The 17286-nt window shown below is 60.7% G+C and carries 16 protein-coding genes and 1 pseudogene; 5 read left to right on the top strand and 12 right to left on the bottom strand.

Annotated features, from left to right (window positions below; all coding sequences use genetic code 11):
• Window positions 1–50 precede the first annotated feature (50 nt).
• Window positions 51–422 (top strand): glutathione S-transferase N-terminal domain-containing protein, encoded by a 372-nt coding sequence (locus tag DM374_RS07300; protein ID WP_110969261.1) that lies wholly within the window; start codon window positions 51–53, stop codon window positions 420–422.
• A gap of 68 nt (window positions 423–490) precedes the next feature.
• Here the strand turns inward: DM374_RS07300 and DM374_RS07295 are convergent, their stop codons facing one another.
• Window positions 491–1093 (bottom strand): glutathione S-transferase family protein, encoded by a 603-nt coding sequence (locus DM374_RS07295; RefSeq protein ID WP_095155539.1) that lies wholly within the window; start codon window positions 1091–1093, stop codon window positions 491–493.
• 147 nt (window positions 1094–1240) lie between these two features.
• Here DM374_RS07295 and DM374_RS07290 point away from each other — a divergent pair, with 147 nt between their 5' ends.
• Window positions 1241–2434, top strand: coding sequence for a benzoate/H(+) symporter BenE family transporter (locus tag DM374_RS07290; RefSeq protein ID WP_110969260.1), 1194 nt, complete (start codon window positions 1241–1243; stop codon window positions 2432–2434).
• A gap of 15 nt (window positions 2435–2449) precedes the next feature.
• Here the strand turns inward: DM374_RS07290 and DM374_RS34265 are convergent, their stop codons facing one another.
• The 3 genes and pseudogenes from DM374_RS34265 to DM374_RS07280 form a co-directional block, all read right to left on the bottom strand.
• Window positions 2450–3154, bottom strand: a complete 705-nt coding sequence (locus DM374_RS34265) for a methyl-accepting chemotaxis protein (protein WP_404821319.1) — start codon at window positions 3152–3154, stop codon at window positions 2450–2452.
• A 207-nt stretch (window positions 3155–3361) separates the two neighbouring features.
• Window positions 3362–3535, bottom strand: a pseudogene (locus DM374_RS34260) (methyl-accepting chemotaxis protein); the annotation flags it as partial.
• Window positions 3536–4524: 989 nt separating this feature from the next.
• A complete protein-coding gene (locus tag DM374_RS07280; protein WP_110969258.1) occupies window positions 4525–5937 on the bottom strand; it encodes an aminotransferase-like domain-containing protein in 1413 nt (470 codons plus the stop codon).
• A 67-nt stretch (window positions 5938–6004) separates the two neighbouring features.
• Here DM374_RS07280 and DM374_RS07275 point away from each other — a divergent pair, with 67 nt between their 5' ends.
• Window positions 6005–7222, top strand: coding sequence for an MFS transporter (locus tag DM374_RS07275; protein WP_110969370.1), 1218 nt, complete (start codon window positions 6005–6007; stop codon window positions 7220–7222).
• Here DM374_RS07275 and DM374_RS07270 read toward each other — a convergent pair.
• On the bottom strand, window positions 7215–7976 hold the full coding sequence (locus tag DM374_RS07270) for an SDR family oxidoreductase (RefSeq protein ID WP_110969257.1): 762 nt from the start codon (window positions 7974–7976) through the stop codon (window positions 7215–7217). The genes DM374_RS07275 and DM374_RS07270 overlap by 8 nt on opposite strands.
• 228 nt (window positions 7977–8204) lie before the next feature.
• Here DM374_RS07270 and DM374_RS07265 point away from each other — a divergent pair, with 228 nt between their 5' ends.
• Complete coding sequence (locus tag DM374_RS07265; protein WP_110969369.1) at window positions 8205–9209, top strand: NADP-dependent oxidoreductase; 1005 nt, start codon at window positions 8205–8207, stop codon at window positions 9207–9209.
• 47 nt (window positions 9210–9256) lie between these two features.
• On the opposite strand, the gene pyrF is transcribed toward DM374_RS07265, so the two are convergent.
• A complete protein-coding gene (gene pyrF, locus DM374_RS07260) occupies window positions 9257–9958 on the bottom strand; it encodes an orotidine-5'-phosphate decarboxylase (RefSeq protein WP_110969256.1) in 702 nt (233 codons plus the stop codon).
• A gap of 177 nt (window positions 9959–10135) precedes the next feature.
• Between pyrF and DM374_RS07255 the strand changes: the two genes are divergently transcribed.
• Window positions 10136–10303, top strand: a complete 168-nt coding sequence (locus DM374_RS07255; protein WP_110969255.1) for a DUF2897 family protein — start codon at window positions 10136–10138, stop codon at window positions 10301–10303.
• 51 nt (window positions 10304–10354) lie between these two features.
• Here DM374_RS07255 and DM374_RS07250 read toward each other — a convergent pair whose 3' ends face one another.
• The 6 genes from DM374_RS07250 to wecB form a co-directional block, all read right to left on the bottom strand.
• The gene (locus DM374_RS07250; RefSeq protein WP_110969254.1) at window positions 10355–10672 is read right to left on the bottom strand and encodes a ComEA family DNA-binding protein; all 318 of its coding nucleotides are present in this window, start codon (window positions 10670–10672) and stop codon (window positions 10355–10357) included.
• Window positions 10673–10817: 145 nt separating this feature from the next.
• On the bottom strand, window positions 10818–12812 hold the full coding sequence (locus DM374_RS07245; RefSeq protein WP_110969253.1) for a polysaccharide biosynthesis protein: 1995 nt from the start codon (window positions 12810–12812) through the stop codon (window positions 10818–10820).
• A 90-nt stretch (window positions 12813–12902) separates the two neighbouring features.
• Entirely contained in the window at window positions 12903–13913 is a 1011-nt protein-coding gene (locus tag DM374_RS07240) for an MraY family glycosyltransferase (RefSeq protein WP_110969252.1), read from the bottom strand.
• The gene (locus tag DM374_RS07235; protein WP_110969251.1) at window positions 13910–14875 is read right to left on the bottom strand and encodes an NAD-dependent epimerase/dehydratase family protein; all 966 of its coding nucleotides are present in this window, start codon (window positions 14873–14875) and stop codon (window positions 13910–13912) included. The genes DM374_RS07240 and DM374_RS07235 overlap by 4 nt, the downstream gene beginning before the upstream one ends.
• Entirely contained in the window at window positions 14875–16128 is a 1254-nt protein-coding gene (locus tag DM374_RS07230) for a glycosyltransferase family 4 protein (protein ID WP_110969368.1), read from the bottom strand. The genes DM374_RS07235 and DM374_RS07230 overlap by 1 nt, the downstream gene beginning before the upstream one ends.
• Before the next feature lie 17 nt (window positions 16129–16145).
• A complete protein-coding gene (gene wecB, locus DM374_RS07225) occupies window positions 16146–17273 on the bottom strand; it encodes a non-hydrolyzing UDP-N-acetylglucosamine 2-epimerase (RefSeq protein ID WP_110969250.1) in 1128 nt (375 codons plus the stop codon).
• Window positions 17274–17286 lie beyond the last annotated feature (13 nt).

Below are 17286 nucleotides of genomic sequence, written 5' to 3'. Positions count from 1 at the left end.
TTACGCGAGCCGACCTGTCCAGGTCGGCTTTTTCATTTTGAGGAGTTGCCATGATCGTCAAAGCACTGCGGGTCGGCCTCGGCCAGGTGATCGTCTTTCTCGACTGGATCAGCCGCCCGGCCAAACGCAAGCGTGACCCCGCAGCGCAGGCTCGGGTCGAGCAGGAAGCCCGCGGGTTGAGCCTGTACCAGTTCCACGCCTGCCCGTTCTGCGTGAAGACCCGCCGCACCCTGCACCGCCTCAACGTGCCGGTCACCCTGCGCGACGCGAAGAACAACGAACAGGATCGTCAGACCCTGCTCACCGAAGGCGGCAAGATCAAGGTGCCGTGCCTGCGCATCGAAGAAGACGGCAAAACCACCTGGATGTATGAGTCCAAGGCGATCATCGCGTATCTGGACCAGCGTTTTTCGGCTGCCTGATCCTTTCGGGGCCTGCTGTGCAGGCCTTCGCGACGGTTCGGCGCCCCGACAAGCTCGCTCCTTGAACCTCAGCCTTCCATCGCCACATGCCGCGGGTGCTCTGCCACTCGCGCCAGCCACTCCCGCACCTTCGGATAAGCGCTCAGGTCGAAGCCGCCCTCATGCGCGACATGGGTGTAGGCATACAACGCCACGTCGGCGATCGAATAGCGGTCGCCCACCAGATACGGCGTCACTTCCAGTTGCCGCTCCATCACCTTCAGCGCCTTGTGCCCGCCCTTGTGCAGCTTGCGGTATTCCTCCAGGCGTTCGTCCGGCAGGCCCAGATAGAACTGGATGAAACGCGCCACCGCGATATACGGCTCGTGGCTGTACTGCTCGAAGAATTGCCATTGCAGCACCTGGGTGCGCAACCGCGGTTCAGAGGGCAGGAACTCACTACCGTCAGCGAGGAAGTTGAGAATCGCGTTGGACTCCCACAGGCAGGTGCCATCTTCCAGTTGCAACACCGGGACCTTGCCATTGGGGTTCATTGCCAGGAATTCCGGCGTCTGTGTCTCACCCTTGAGAATATCCACCGGCTGCCAGGTGTAAGGCAGATCGAGCAGGTGCAACATCAGCTTGATCTTGTAACAGTTGCCCGACTGGTAATCCCCATAGACCTTGTACATCTTGCCCCTCCCCCTTTTTCTGCAAAAGCGAACCGACCTTCATGGTTGGCGACTGTACGGCTAAATGCAACGGTTGCTGTATTGCAATCGACACCCTGTCCCACGGTAGTCTGAAAAATCTGCTGACACCCGTATAAGGATTTCGCCATGCCCGACGCCACCTCCGCACATTTGCGGCCGCTGGCCGACTCATCACCCTCGGCGGTGGTCGCCGGCTTCATCGCCATGCTCACCGGCTACACCAGTTCGTTGGTGCTGATGTTCCAGGCCGGCCAGGCTGCGGGGCTGACCAGCGCGCAGATTTCCTCGTGGATCTGGGCGCTGTCCATCGGTATGGCGGTGTGCAGCATCGGCCTGTCACTGCGTTACCGCACACCGGTGACCGTTGCCTGGTCGACGCCGGGCGCGGCATTGCTGATCACCAGCCTCGGCGGCGTGACGTACGGCGAGGCCATTGGCGCCTACATCACCTGCGCCGTGCTGGTGGTGATCTGCGGCCTGACCGGCAGTTTCGAACGCCTGGTCAAACGCATTCCCGCGTCTCTGGCGTCGGCGCTCCTGGCCGGAATCCTGTTCAAGATCGGCAGCGAAATCTTCGTTGCCGCCCAGCACCGCACCACCCTGGTACTGGGGATGTTCTTCAGCTACCTGCTGATCAAACGGGTGTCGCCGCGCTATTCGGTGCTCGCCGCGCTGGTTGTGGGTACAGCGCTGTCCGGCGCGCTTGGACTGCTGGACTTCAGCGGCTTCAAGCTGGAAGTGGCGACACCGGTGTGGACCACGCCGAGCTTCTCCCTCGCCGCAACCATCAGCATCGGCATCCCGTTGTTCGTGGTGGCAATGACTTCGCAGAACATGCCCGGCGTCGCCGTGCTCCGCGCCGATGGCTATCAAGTACCCGCCTCGCCGCTGATTTCGGTTACCGGCCTGGCCTCGCTGGTGCTGGCACCGTTCGGCGCCCACGGGGTCAACCTGGCAGCGATCAGCGCGGCAATCTGCACCGGGCCGCATGCCCATGAAGACCCCAAAAAGCGCTACACCGCCGCGGTCTGGTGCGGGATTTTCTACGGTATCGCCGGGACCTTCGGCGCCACGCTGGCGGCGCTGTTCGCCGCCCTGCCCAAGGAACTGGTGCTGTCGATTGCGGCTCTGGCGCTGTTCGGTTCGATCATGAACGGCCTCAGCGTAGCAATGAACGAAGCCAAGGAGCGCGAAGCGGCGCTGATCACCTTCATGGTCACCGCCTCGGGATTCACCCTGTTCTCCATCGGCTCGGCCTTCTGGGGCATAGTCGCCGGGGTGTTGACGCTGTTGATCCTCAACTGGCGTAAAAGCGCCTGACAGGCATTTCCGGACTCAGATCCGGAAGTGCCCGACCATCCCTTTCAACTCCGCCCCCAACTGCGCCAGCTCGATACTCGAGCTGGCGTTGCCTTGCATGGCCATCGCCGACTGATCGGCGCTGCTGCGAATCTGGGTCACACTGCGGCTGATTTCCTCGGCCACCGAGCTCTGCTGTTCTGCGGCGGCGGCAATCTGCTGGTTCATCTGCTGGATCAGCGACACTGCCGCAGCGATGCTGCCCAGCGCACTTTCGGTTTGCAGCGCATCAGCCACCGCCAGCTTGACCAGTTCGCCACTGTTCTGGATCTGCGTCACCGATGACTGGGCATTGGCCCGCAAGCTACTGACCAGCCGCTCGATCTCTTCGGTGGACTGCTGGGTGCGCTTGGCCAGGGCCCGCACTTCATCCGCCACCACGGCAAAACCACGGCCCTGCTCACCCGCGCGGGCAGCTTCGATGGCGGCGTTGAGCGCCAGCAGATTGGTCTGCTCGGCTACGCTCTTGATCACTTCCAGCACCGAACCGATGTGCTGAATCTCGGCGCTGAGGTTCTCGATGCTGTGACTGGCCGAGTCGGCGGCACTGGCCAGTCGCTCGATGCGCTGCATGCTCTGGCGCACCACCTGCTGGCCGCTTTCCACCTTGCCGTCCGCCGATTGCGCGGCTTGCGCAGCCTCCTCGGCATCACGGGCAACGCTGTGCACGGTAGCCGTCATTTCCTGCATGGCGGTGGCAACCTGATCCGTTTCTTCTTTCTGGCTGCTGACTTCGCGGTTGGTCTGCTCGGTCACCGCCGACAAGGTGTGGGCGTTGCTGGCCAGCTTGTCGATCCCGGACTGCAAGCCACTGACGATACCGCTCAGGCCGCTGCCCATCTGCTGCATGGCCAGCAGCAACTGCCCCACCTCATCACGGCGATCGACGTTGATTTCGCCGCGCAAATCACCCGCGGCAATTTCCTGGGCACGGCTGATCACCCGGCGCAGCGGCAGCACGATGGCCCGGGTAATGAGGATCGCCGCGACAATGCCCACCAGCAGCGCCAGCAATGACGACAGCAGAATCAGCAAGGCATTACGCTTCAGCTCGGCCTGCATTCCCGCATCGATGGCCGCGTTGATCTGCTCGACCCGAGCCGTGACCTGTTCCGCCCGCGCCTGCAACTGCTGGCGTAATTGCTCCTCGCGAGCCAGTAAGTCTGTGTATTCCCCAAGTTTCTCGCCAAAGCTGGCGATGTGGGTGGTCACCTCGCCGAGCACGCTTTGATAGCCAGGGTCCTGGATACTGCCCTTGAGTTGCGCGGCCAGTTCCGCGGCCTGATCAGCCTGCTCGATACGCCCTTGGCGCACATCGTCGGCGCCCTTGCGGTTCTGCTCCAGGCGCACCCGTGCCTCATCCATCGCCAGCAGCATCAGCCGCGCCACCTGACCGACCTGGCCGGCCTGCTCGACGAACTCGGCGCCTTTCTGGCCTTGGGAGTCTTTCAGCGTCCAGGTTCCATCGTCCGCCAGCCCGGACTGCAACACGTCCAGGTTGTTGGCAACGCTGGACACCGACCAACTGGCCATGTCCAGCGCCAGCTCCTTGGCCTGGGTCAACTCGACGAATTGGTCGAAGGCCTGGCGGTAGGCATTCAACTCGGCACCGACATCGCTGCCGGCCAGCTCCGGCAACTGCCCGGCCTGGTCGCTCAAGGCTTCCACACCCTTGCGCAGTGCCTCGGCCGCCTTGGGGTCAGAACGCTGGGCGAAACGCTGCTCGCTCAAGCGCAAGGCCAGCACCCCGTTGTTGAACGCGGTCATCTGCTTGAGCCCATCGACGCGCTGGCCGAGGCCATACAGCGCGGCAATACCGATCGCGGCCACAACCGCCGTCAATAACAGCACCAGGGTGAATCCCAGTCCCAGCTTGCGGGCCATGCCCAGGTTGGCGAAACCACCATTTGCGCCCGACTTCATTGCTCGCTGCCCCCTTCTGCCCCTGGATAACTCGCCGCATAGCCAAGGGTGCAGAGTGGCAACGGCGCCCGTGGCAGCACAAGACACCGGCGCCGGAATAATGGCAAAAAGCTACGGAGCCGTCGTTTTCAGGAAACTGAAGGTCGTCGCGGCGATAGTTGGCCAACCGCCTGAAAAAACGCTTGAGCACGCACATCCTGGGTGTAGGCAACATTGATCCGCAGCCAGTCACTGTCGGCGCCCTCCGGGTCGAATGCCGAACCCGGCGAGAGCACGACACCTTCGCGCTGGGCGATCTGTTGCAGCGTGCTGGAGTCGACACCCGGGCAGCGGGCCCAGACGAACATGCCGCCGTAAGGCTCGGCGAAAACCTCCCAGCCGGTGGCCTCGAGGAGGCGCAAAGCACTGGCCATATGCTGGGCCAGGCGCACGCGCAAGCGCTGCACGCTCTTGCGGTACACCCCGCTGGCCAGCAGTTGCGCCAGCACCTGCTCGGCGAACCGCGACGTGCCAATCCCGGTGATCATCTTCACCTCGGCGAGGCGCGCGATCAGCCCCGCATCGGCGACCAGGTAACCGACCCGCAGCGAACTGCTCTGGGTCTTTGAAAAACTCGCGAGGTAAATCACCCGCTGCTGGCTGTCGAGGGTCGTCAAGCGGGTCGCCTGGCTGTCCTGAAAGTCAGCGTAGATGTCGTCCTCGATGATCCTCATGTCGAATTCGCCGGCCAGTTCCAGCAACCGCTGGGCGGTGCGCGGGCTCAGACTGGTGCCGGTGGGGTTGTGATAAAGGCTGTTGATGAACAGATAACGCGGGGCGTGCTCGCGCAACAGATCAGCCATCACCTCAAGGTCGGGGCCGTCCACCGTGCGCGGCACCGGCAGCATGCGCACGCCGTGCAGGCGCAGCAGGTTGTAGAGGTTGTAATAGCCGGGCGTTTCCACCAGCACGGTATCGCCCGGCTTGAGCAGGGTGCGCACCAGCAGGTCGAGGGCCTGGCTGGCACCCTGAGTGGTGAGAATCTGCTCGGGCTGCACTTGGATACCCAACAACCCGAGGCGCTTGCGCACCTGCTGGCGCAAGGCGGTGAGCCCCAACGGCGGCCCGTAGCTGAACAGATCCTGCTCCGCGCCGCGACTGACCTGGCGAATTGCCAGGGCAATTTCCTCGCTTTGCCGCCAGTTGTCCGGCAGCCAGCCGCAGCCAAGCCTGAGCAGCGCATCACGATCGTCGCTGAACAACCGCCAGCGACCGTCGATGCCTTCTTCCCAGTGCGGTTCTTCGGCGAAAGGTGCCAGGCCCTTACGTTCGGCGACGAAAAAACCCACACCGTGGCGCGCCTCCAGCCAACCCTGCGATACCAACCGGTCGTAGGCCTCGATGGCACAGGACTGGCTGACCGCCTGTTCCTTCGCCAAATGACGAATCGACGGCAGACGGCTGCCAGGACGCAGCCGCTGGGCGGCAATCCAACCCTGGAGGCCATCCGCCAACTGCTGCACCAGCGGGGTCGTCAATTGCCGATCAAGGTTCAGTTTCATGGCTTGAGTGTTTGGTCATTTTGGCCGAACAGTTAATCACAAAAGAGCCCGGGGTGTGCCTTTCCCCCTGTCTACGGTCACCCGAAAATCACCTTGTCACTACAAGGAGTCCCCCATGATTACCCGCCATGCGTCCGCCATACTGGCTTTCGCCCTGTGCCTGGTCACTTTTGCCGTCAATCTCCAGGCCCCGCTTTACACCGCCTACGCGGCGCTTTCCGGTCAGGGGGCGGCGGCGACTGCGGTGGCTTTTTCCGGTTACGTCGTCGGCGTCCTGCCAGTACTGCTGTTGCTCGGCGGACTGGCGGACCGGGTCGGCCACAAGCCGCTGATCATTGCGGCACTCTGCCTGTCGATGCTGGCCACGCTACTGACGATGCTCGCACCCGGCCTGACCACCCTCGCCTCTGCCCGCACCCTGCTGGGCGTGGGGACTGCGCTGGCGTCGGCCACCGGCACCGCGTACATGGGCGAGTTGATGCGCAACGGCGACAGCCGCGCCGCAGCCAACCGGGTCACTGCCAGCACTTCGCTGGGCTTCGGTCTCGGCGCGGCGGTCACCAGTCTGTTCCTGCTACAAGGTGCCACACTCGTACCCGGCAGCTTTGCGCTGCACCTGAGCCTGGCGTTGGTTGCACTGCTGGCGGTGTCGGGGTTGCCAGATCCTGGCGTTCGCCGCCAAACCGCGCTGCTGCGCCTGCCGTTCTACCCGACGGGAAGCCTTCCCTACGGCCTGGCGATTCTGCTGGCCTGGGGTTGTGTCGGCTTGGTCATCGCCCTGATGCCTTCGATCCTGGCACGCCATCAACTGGCCAACTGGTCGGGGATGTCGACATTCTGTGTCATCAGTTGCGGCCTGCTGTTCCAACCACTGGCACGACGCATGACGCCAGCCCGCTCGACCGGACTGGGCTTGCTGGTGCTGCCATGCAGTTACGCACTACTGGCGTGGGGCGCGCATAGCGGCACATTGCCGGCCGTGTTGCTGGGAGCAATCGGGGCCAGCAGTGCCTGCTACGGGTTTATCTATCTGGGAGGGCTGTCGGCGGTCAATGCGCTGGCCGGAACAGAAAAAACCCGCGCCAGCGCCGGATTCTTCCTGCTCGCCTATCTGGGGTTCAGCCTGCCGGTGATCTTCACCGGCTTGCTGGCCGACCGCTTCGGTGCCGGCACCGCCTTGAGCTTGTTCGGCGCCTTGTTGCTGGTAGGTTGCCTGGTGGTCGCCGGCGCCCTGCTGCGCTCCAGCAGAAACGCCACGGTCCAGGCCATGCTGGCCGTCAAATAGCCGTGGCCCCACCGTCCACCGCCAGCGCCTGGCCAGTGGTGAAGGCTGCACCGTCGCTGCACAGGTAGAGCACGGCGCTGGCGATTTCCTCGACCTTGCCGATGCGTCCAACCGGGTGCATGGCTGCGGCAAACTCCGCCTTGCGCGGATCGGCCTCGTAAGCACGGCGGAACATGTCGGTATCGATCACCGCCGGGCAGACGGCATTGACCCGGATCTGCTTTTTGGCGTACTCGATCGCAGCGGACTTGGTCAGGCCAATCACCGCGTGCTTGGAGGCGCTGTAGATACTCATCTTCGGCGCCGCGCCAAGGCCGGCAACCGAAGCGGTATTGACGATCGCGCCACCACCTTGAGCGAGCATCAGCGGCAACTGGTACTTCATGCACAGCCACACGCCTTTGACGTTGACGCCCATGATCGCGTCGAACTCCGCCTCGCTGCCTTCGGACAGACGGCCCTGCTCAATCTCGATACCTGCATTGTTGAAGGCGTAGTCCAGGCGGCCATAGGCCTCGACAGTCCGCGCCAGCAACTGCTGCACTTCGGTGTCCTTGGTCACGTTGCAGGCGACGAAGATAGCCTCGCCCCCCTCTTCGCGGATCAACGCCACCGTGGCCTCGCCACCCGCAACATCCAGATCGGCTACCACCACCTTCAGCCCTTGCCGGGCAAACGCCTGCGCCGTGGCACGGCCGATGCCTGCGGCGGCACCAGTGACCAGAGCGACCTGGCCGGAAAACGTCATACTCATCGAAAGCTCCTGCAACAAGGTGAGGAAAGTGGCGTGAGTCTAGTCAGCCGATAGAGCGGATGGGCAGCATCATCAGGGTTCCGGTTGATGCGCTATGAGAACAGGTGATTATCAACGTGCCGTTTCATCACCCTGTTAGATAATCAGGTATTCGCCGCAAAGGCAGAACTTGCCGAGCGCGCCATGAAGGTCTATCACAAAGCTTTTGCCCAACCTTGCGAGGCTTCCATGACTGCCCAGACCAACCGCCGCTTCCTGCTCGCCAAACGCCCGGTAGGCGCTGTGACCCGCGACGACTTCAACTACGAGCAGGTGCCGGTAGGCGAACCCGCCGACGGCCAGGTGCTGGTGAAGAACCTCTACCTGTCCCTCGACCCGGCCATGCGGGGCTGGATGAACGAAGGCAAGTCCTACATCCCACCGGTAGGCCTCGGCCAGGTGATGCGTGCACTGGGGGTCGGTGAAGTGATCGCCTCGCGTAACCCGAAATTCGCCGTGGGCGATCACGTCAACGGTGCACTGGGCGTCCAGGACTACTTCCTCGGCGAGCCGCAGGGCTTCTACAAGATTGATCCAAAACTGGTGCCGTTACCCCGCTACCTCTCGGCGCTGGGCATGACCGGCATGACCGCGTACTTCGCCCTGCTCGACGTCGGCGCGCCCAAGGAAGGCGAGACCGTGGTCATTTCCGGCGCCGCCGGCGCAGTGGGCAGCATCGCTGGGCAAATCGCCAAGATCAAAGGCTGCCGCGTAGTGGGCATCGCCGGTGGTGCGCAGAAATGCGCTTACTTGAAAGAAGAACTGGGCTTTGACGGGGTGATCGACTACAAGGCCGAAGACGTACTGGAAGGCCTGAAACGCGAGTGCCCGAAAGGGGTGGACGTGTATTTCGACAACGTCGGCGGCGACATCCTGGACGCCGTGCTCAGCCGCCTGAACTTCAAGGCCCGGGTAGTGATCTGTGGCGCCATCAGCCAGTACAACAACAAACAGGCGGTGAAAGGCCCGGCCAACTACCTGTCGCTGCTGGTCAACCGCGCCCGCATGGAAGGCTTCGTGGTGATGGACCATGTTGCGCAGTATGGCGCGGCCGGCCAGGAAATCGCCGGATGGCTGGCAAGCGGCAAGCTCAAGAGCAAGGAAGACATTGTGGAGGGGCTGGAAACCTTCCCCGAGACGCTGTTGAAGCTGTTCAGCGGTGAGAACTTCGGCAAGCTGGTGCTGAAGGTCTGAAACGAAAACGGGGCTCCCTTGGGAGCCCCGCCTGGTCTGGTCTGGCCTTAGCCGCGAATTTCCGCAACCACCGACGCCAGCGCCTTGGCCGGATCAGCCGCCTGGCTGATCGGGCGACCGATCACCAGGTAATCGGACCCGGCATCCAGAGCCTGACGCGGGGTCAGGATGCGGCGTTGATCATCCTGGGCGCTGCCTGCAGGACGAATGCCCGGCGTCACCAGTTGCAGCGACGGGTGCGCGGCCTTCAGCGCCGGCGCTTCCAGGGCCGAACAGACCAGACCATCCATCCCCGCCTTCTCCGCCAGCGCCGCCAGACGCAGCACCTGCTCCTGAGGCTCGATATCCAGGCCGATACCGGCCAGGTCTTCGCGCTCCATGCTGGTCAGCACGGTCACGCCAATCAGCAACGGCTGCGGGCCGCTGCGCTTGGCCAGTTCGTCACGACAGGCCGACATCATGCGCAGGCCACCGGAGCAATGCACGTTGACCATCCACACACCCATTTCCGCCGCAGCCTTGACTGCCATTGCCGTGGTGTTGGGGATATCGTGGAACTTCAGGTCCAGGAAGACTTCGAAGCCCTTGCTGCACAAGGTCTCGACGATACCGGAAGCGCTGCTGGTGAACAGCTCCTTGCCGACCTTCACCCGGCACAGCGCAGGATCCAGCTGATCCGCCAGCTTCAGGGCGGCCTCACGAGTGGGGAAATCCAGGGCGACAATCAGGGGCGTCTGGCAGACGGACATGGGCAAGGTCTCTTTGGCAAGTCGAAAACGGCGCGCATTGTAAACGATGCAGCGGCGCAACGGGGGTCAGTCATCGCGAATTCCCTACTGGCGTTCCCCCCTATAATTGAACCAACACAGAGAAGTTTTACTCGAAATTACAGGTACGGCCCTATTCGCCGTGCAAAGGAGAGTGCCATGCCCTGGTATGCCTGGTTGATTCTGGTGGTAGCGATCGGCTCGATCGTCGGCGGCCTCATGATGCTACGGGACACCGCGAAAAAGTTGCCCCTGACGGAAGAGCAGCTCAAGCGGGTTCATGAAAGGAATGCGGAAATGGATGCAAAGGAGGCGAAGGATCGCTGATGAACAACGAAAAGGCCGATCTTGAGGATCGGCCTTTTGCTTTCAGTAGCGTCAGTTCACGGTGAGCTTCTCACGATTGCGTTCAAGCAACGCCTTGCCAATACCCTTGATTTCCAGCAGTTCATCCACCGAAGCGAAATCACCGTGCTCTTCACGGTAAGCCACGATTGCTTCAGCCTTGGTCTTGCCGATGCCCTTGAGCTCACTTTGCAGTGTGGCGGCGTCAGCTTTGTTGAGGTCAAGAACCGGTTGCGGCAGCTCTACCATGACCGTGGTTGCTGAAGTCGCCACAGCCGGTACAGCGCTCACTGGGAGCGAGAACATACCGAGTAGGGCCAACAGAAGCGAAGCAAAGTAAGCATGGCGCATGAATAACTCCTTGAGTTGTAGATCACAGAGGCAGCATTTCCTTGGCTGCCTCTCTAACCTAGACCAACACAGAAGAGCGTCAAACGAGCATTCATTACCAAATTTTTAGTGCTTTTTCCCAGAGCAATCTACAGAGCCCACCTGCTCAGGGATCCAGACGTCGCTGTTGATAGATCCAGTCGACGATCTCTCCGTCAGGCGCGTAACCGCTAACGGTTTCCCGCAGCAATTGCCTCACTCGATTGTAATCATCCGCTTCGATGGCCCTGAGCAGCTCGCTCAGGCGCTCCTTGAGAACATCCCAGGACAGATAGTCCTCGTTGGCAGTCATGATCATGGGATGCCGCGTTGCGGCAACGTTGTCGCCGATCAGCAACTCCTCGTAGAGCTTTTCTCCAGGGCGCAAACCAGTGAACTCGATAGCGATATCACCATGCGGGTTGCGGTCCGAACGCACGCTCAGGCCGGAAAGGTGAATCATCTTTTCCGCCAGCTCGATGATGCGTACCGGCTCGCCCATGTCGAGGACGAAGACATCGCCGCCCTGCCCCATGGAGCCTGCCTGGATTACCAACTGGGCTGCTTCGGGGATGGTCATGAAATAGCGGGTGATGTTCGGGTGGGTCACGGTGAGCGGTCCACCGGATTTGATCTGCTTGTGGAATAGCGGAATTACCGAACCGGACGACCCAAGTACATTGCCGAAACGGACCATGGTGAACCGGGTCTTGTTCACCTGGGACACATTGCCCTTGTCACCGAACAGGACCGGCGCCAGCTCGCGGCTAAGTGCCTGCAGGGTCATTTCCGCAAGACGCTTGGTGCTGCCCATGACATTGGTCGGGCGCACCGCCTTGTCAGTGGAAATCAGGACGAAGTTGGCAATGCCGGCCTGCAACGCGGCTTGGGCGGTATTCAGGGTGCCGATGACGTTGTTCAACACACCTTCGGCAATATTGTGCTCGACCATAGGCACATGCTTGTAGGCTGCCGCGTGATAAACGGTATCGACGCGCCAGGTCTTCATAATGTCGAGCAACTGTCCTTGATTGCGCACGGACCCAAGGATTGGCAGGATCTTGGTCGGGAGCGACTCGCGACGGACCCGTTGCTCAAGTTCGGACAGAATGCTGTAAAGATTGAACTCACTGTGTTCGAACAACAGCAGTATCCGCGGCTGCAGGCCGAGAATCTGGCGACACAGTTCAGAGCCGATCGAGCCACCTGCCCCCGTCACCATAACCGACTGATCGGATATGCAACGTTCGAGAAGATCCTCCTGTGCGGGAACCGCATCGCGTCCAAGCAAGTCGGCGATGTCCACTTCCTGAATGTCGTCAACCTTGACCCGGCCACTGGCAAGGTCCATGAAGCCGGGAACGCTTCGGACGTGCAAAGGGAACTCTTCAAGGAAACCGAGAATCTCGCGGCGTCGCACGCGGGTCACCGAAGGAATAGCCAGCAGGATCTCTTGCGCACCTGTGCGATCGATCATCTTTTGCAAATGACGGGGCTTGTACACCTGCAAACCTGAAATGACACGATCGGCGATGCTGTTGTCATCGTCGATGAAGGCGACCGGGCGCATCATCTTGCCCAGACGCAAAGCTGCGACCAACTGGTTACCGGCAGAACCGGCACCGTAGATCGCAACCTTGGGTAATCCATCGTCTCGATTGGTGAACGGCACATGTTGCGCAGCGGTGAACCAATCGCCGAGAAAATACTGGCGCATGGCCAGACGCAAGCCACCCACCAGAATAAGGCTCAACCACCAGTAGTTGAAGATGATCGAACGTGGCACGACATTCTGATGGTTGCTGTACCAGTAAACCACCACACCCAGGATCAGGGCCGAGAGACTGACCGCCTTGATGATCGCGATAAGCGCATCATTGCCGAAATAGCGCATTACCGCCCGGTACATACCGAAGCGGATGAACAGGGGGATAGCGATTATCTGCGCGCTGATAAACAGCCAGAGGTGGTCGCGGATGGGGTTCGCCATCTCGTCGATGCCCAGACGCACGACGAACGCCAGCCATAGCGCGCCCCAGACCAATACAACATCGGTCAATACCTGCAACAGGCGCTTCTGACGGCGGGGCAGCCCAAGCAACATCGCCCGCAATCTCTCCATAACCCCTTCAAACACCTTTACTGCTCCCATAGTGAATCTGTACCTGAAACCACGTGCCTCCGCTGATGCCTGCCAGAGGATCAATCAGCTCTATTCAAGCGCACCAGCACGGTAACGCACGGCCAGGATGACCAATGGTACATAAGCAATGATCACGCCCAACACTCCGTCCAGCCCCAGCAGCATGACGCACAAGGCAACCGGTAACAACCAGAACAGATTGAGCGCGCCGACCGCGACGGTCACAGGCAAATGCTTGCCGTAAAGGCGCGAAGCGAACTGGTAGGCATGGCTGCGATGAGCCTCATAGACCTTATCCCCCCTGGATAGACGGCGAATCAGGGTATAAGTGGCATCAACTATGAAAACCCCAAGCAGAATCAGCCAGCACCAGAACAATTGCGAGGATACCCAGGCAGCCTGTAATGACAGCACACCCAAGGCGATACCGAGAAAACCGCTGCCAGCGTCGCCCATGAAAATACGTGCCGGCGGGAAGTTCCAGTAAAGGAAACCGGCGACAGCCATCGCCAGCAACAAGGGCATCATCAATAGTTGCTCGAATCCGCCGAGCCAATACAAGAGACACGCCCCCAGACAGGCACAGATTGCCTCAACGCTGGCAATCCCATCGATCCCGTCCATGAAGTTGTAGAGATTCAGCAGCCAGACCAGATAGAGCGCTGCGACGATCGCGCCGAACCAGCCAAGATCCAGCCTCGCGCCAAAGACCTCCAACGCAGGCAAGCCACCTAGCCAGGCCAACGCCCATGCGGCAGCGACAAAATGCCCCAGGAGGCGCCAGCGCGCGGCGATATGTCCATGGTCGTCCATAAAGCCTATGATCGCGATCAAGGCTCCCGCGCCACCCAACGCAATGATTCCATTCAGCTCGGTACCGCTGTCCGCAATCAATAGTGTCAGAGCGAGGAGAAAGGCGAGCACGATTGCCACGCCACCACCACGCGGTGTCGGCACCGCATGGGAGCTGCGCGCATTGGGGATATCCATGATGCTCCTGGCCAGCGCATAGCGCCGCAACACGGCGGTCAACACCAGGGACAGCCCCCCTACCAATGGAATCAGCCAGGTTTGAGTCATTTTCTTGTTTTTTCCTGATAGTCCTGGGCCGTCAGCCGAAGCGCGTCGTCAACGCTGATCGGTGGTTTCCAGCCCAGCAAAGAACGCGTTTTTTCAATATCGACTTGCAAGGAGCCACACAACCGCTGCGACAAGGAGCGCTTGCCCAGCAGGCCTGCGCCAAGCTCTAGCAGGCTACTTGGAACCGGCAACAGCCTCGCGGGCTTGCCCAGTGCCTTGGCCATGCGGCGCAGCAAGTCGCTAGTGGACAGATCTTCACCGTCGCTGACAAGAAAGGTCTGGTTGGCTGCCGCCGGGTGGGCGACGCAAGTGACCACGAGATCCGCCAGGTTGCCCAGGGCTAAAAGGCTGCGACGGTTATCGATAGCACCAAAAGGCAACGGCACGCCCTTGTCCAGCCAGCGCATCATTGCCAGGAAGTTGGCTTTCACCCCGGGACCGTAGACCAATACAGGGCGCACGATCACCACCTCAAGCCCGGTCTCACTGGCAAGCAAGCGCAGCGCCTGTTCCGCCTCCATCTTCGACACGCCATAAGGATCGGCCGGGGCTGGCGCATCGTCGGCATTATAGGGGCGACCCTTGGTGGTGCCCTCGCCGTTGACCTTGATCGAGCTGATGAACACGAAACGACGGGCACCAGCCTGCGCAGCCTGGCGCGCGAGGTTCAGGGTGCCCTCTACGTTGACCTTGCGGAACGCTGCCAGCGGATCTGTTTCGGTGTCATTCATGTCATGCACCCGTGCAGCGGAATGAATGACTGTACGCACCCCGGCAAGCGCAGTTGACCAGTTCGTCGAACCATCCAGCGCCTCGAAACGGCTGACGATGACGCGAGGATCCAGCTCGGCAGACGTATTACGCAGTGCAGCAACTACCGAATAGTCCCGCGTCAGGAGTTCTTCAAGGACCGCCTTGCCCACAAAACCGGAAGCACCGGTCAACAACACGGTATGCGACATCACTTATCTGCCTTGCGTAGGGTAGCCTCACGAAATAGCGATTCCAGGCGTGCCATGAGCTTGGGCTTGGAATAATGCTCGAGGTAGTACTGACGCCCGGCTTCGCCCATGGCGTCACGTTGCGCCAAGGCGGTACCTGCCAGGGTGCTGGTGATCGCCGCAAGGCCTTGGGCGTCGCTGGAGTCACAAGCGAACCCGGCGCCAGACTCGCGAATCACCCGGGCCGCCTCGCCGTTGATCATGCCCAGCAACGGCCGCCCAGATGCCAGATAAGCCTGCACCTTGCCGGGAATGGTCCTCTGGAAGACATCGTTGGTTTTCAGGCTCACCAGCAAAGCATCTGCTTGGGCGAACAGGCCTGGCATAGCCTCTAACGGGTGACGACCGAGCAAATGCACGTTATGCAACTGGCGCTCCCGAACCTGCTCCGTCAGCCAAGCGCTCATGCGGCCAGCGCCAACGATGACCCAACGAATCGCCGCGGTATCACGCAGCGCCTCAGCCGCGTCGAGAATCGCCGGAAAATCCTGAGCCTCGCCCAGGTTACCGGCGAAGACCACAGTGAACACGGATGGATCCGTTGCTATCAAAGGGCTTGTGTTCGAACCGGAGGAGGAAAAGTCATCTTCCGCCCAACTGGGGAAATAAACCAATCGCTCATCGGCGATCCGGCGTGTGCAGTATTGCTTCACGTTCTCCAGGAAACCGTGAGACTGCAGCAGCAAATAGTCGGTGCGGTTGTAGATCCACGACACCATCTTGCCTACCAGTGCCAGCAACCGCGGGTTGCGTACCACACCCACAGCGCGCAGCGACTCCGGCCAGAGATCCAGCACCCAGACGAAAACCGGCGCCTTTTTCAAGCGCCCGATGACCAGCGCCGGTATCGCCGCCATGATCGGAGAAGCCCCGTAGACGAACAGTACGTCGTACTGGCGGCGACGTAACTTGAAGACACCCAACGTCGACGCACTTAGGATGAAGGATGCGTAGTTGAGTATCAACTGGATGCTGCGCTTGCCCCGCGGCAGCAGCGGCACCCTGACCACATCGGCGCCGTGATAGACCGCAAAATCCCCCGGGGCAGCACGATAACTTTCAAACACTTCACCCTCGGGATAATTGGGCAGCCCGGTGAGAACCGTCACCTCGTGGCCCTTTTCCTTCAGGTCGCGGACCAAATCATTGATCCGCATATTTTCCGGCCAAAAATACTGCGTGACGACAAGCACTCTCAGCTTCTTATCAGACATGCATCCAACTCGGTTCATTAACGCTTCCATACGGTCCGATTCACATAGTCGGTATAACTATGAAGAATACGGACAACTTTATCCGAGACGTTCGGCATGCTGTAGTCACCCACCAGCCGAAGAGTACGCTGATCGCCACGAGCCTGGGTCTCAAGAATGGCAAGGCCCTGGAGAACGCGCTCGACTTCCAGTCCCACCATCATCGCAGCAGCCTCCTCCATGCCCTCAGGACGCTCATGGGCTTCCCGGATATTCAGCGCAGGAAAATTAAGAATCGAAGCTTCTTCATTGATCGTGCCACTGTCCGAAAGAACGGCCTTAGCTTCTACCTGCAGCTTGTTGTAATCCTTGAAGCCCAACGGCTTCAGAAGACGTACATTCGCGTGGAAACTGACGCCCATGGCGTCGATCCGCTTCTGGGTACGCGGGTGAGTCGACACGATCACCGGCAGGTCGAACTCCCCGGCGACGGTGTTGAGCACGTCCACAAGTTTGAGGAAGTTCGTGTCCGAATCGATATTCTCTTCACGGTGCGCGCTGACGACGAAGAAGCGCCCCTTTTCCAGGCCTAGACGGGACAGTACGTCCGAGGCATCGATACCGTCACGATAGTGATTCAGCACCTCGAACATCGGGCTGCCCGTCTTGATCACGCGATCAGGCGGCAGACCTTCGCGTAGCAGGTAATCGCGGGCGATAGTGCTGTAAGTCAGGTTGATATCCGCGGTGTGATCGACAATCCGGCGATTGATTTCCTCCGGCACGCGCATATCAAAGCAACGGTTGCCGGCCTCCATGTGGAAGGTCGGAATCTTGCGGCGTTTAGCCGGTAATACCGCCATACAGCTATTGGTGTCGCCTAGGACAAGGAGCGCCTCGGGTTGTATTTCAGCCAGCACCCGATCAACGCTGATGATTACATTGCCAATAGTCTCTGCGCCCGTAGCCCCGGCAGCATTCAAGAAGTGGTCAGGCTTACGAATCCCCAGGTCCTGGAAAAAAATCTCGTTCAATTCGTAATCATAGTTCTGCCCAGTATGAACAAGCACATGCTCGCAGTGCGAGTCGAGAGCCGCCATTACGCGCGAAAGGCGAATGATTTCCGGGCGGGTGCCTACAACGGTGACAATCTTGAGTTTCTTCATTGCGATATCCTGT

Source organism: Pseudomonas huaxiensis, from assembly GCF_003231275.1.
Classification (GTDB): Bacteria; Pseudomonadota; Gammaproteobacteria; order Pseudomonadales; family Pseudomonadaceae; genus Aquipseudomonas; species Aquipseudomonas huaxiensis.
The sequence above is the reverse complement of the archived record's forward strand: the minus strand, read 5'-3'. Positions and strand labels throughout refer to the sequence as shown.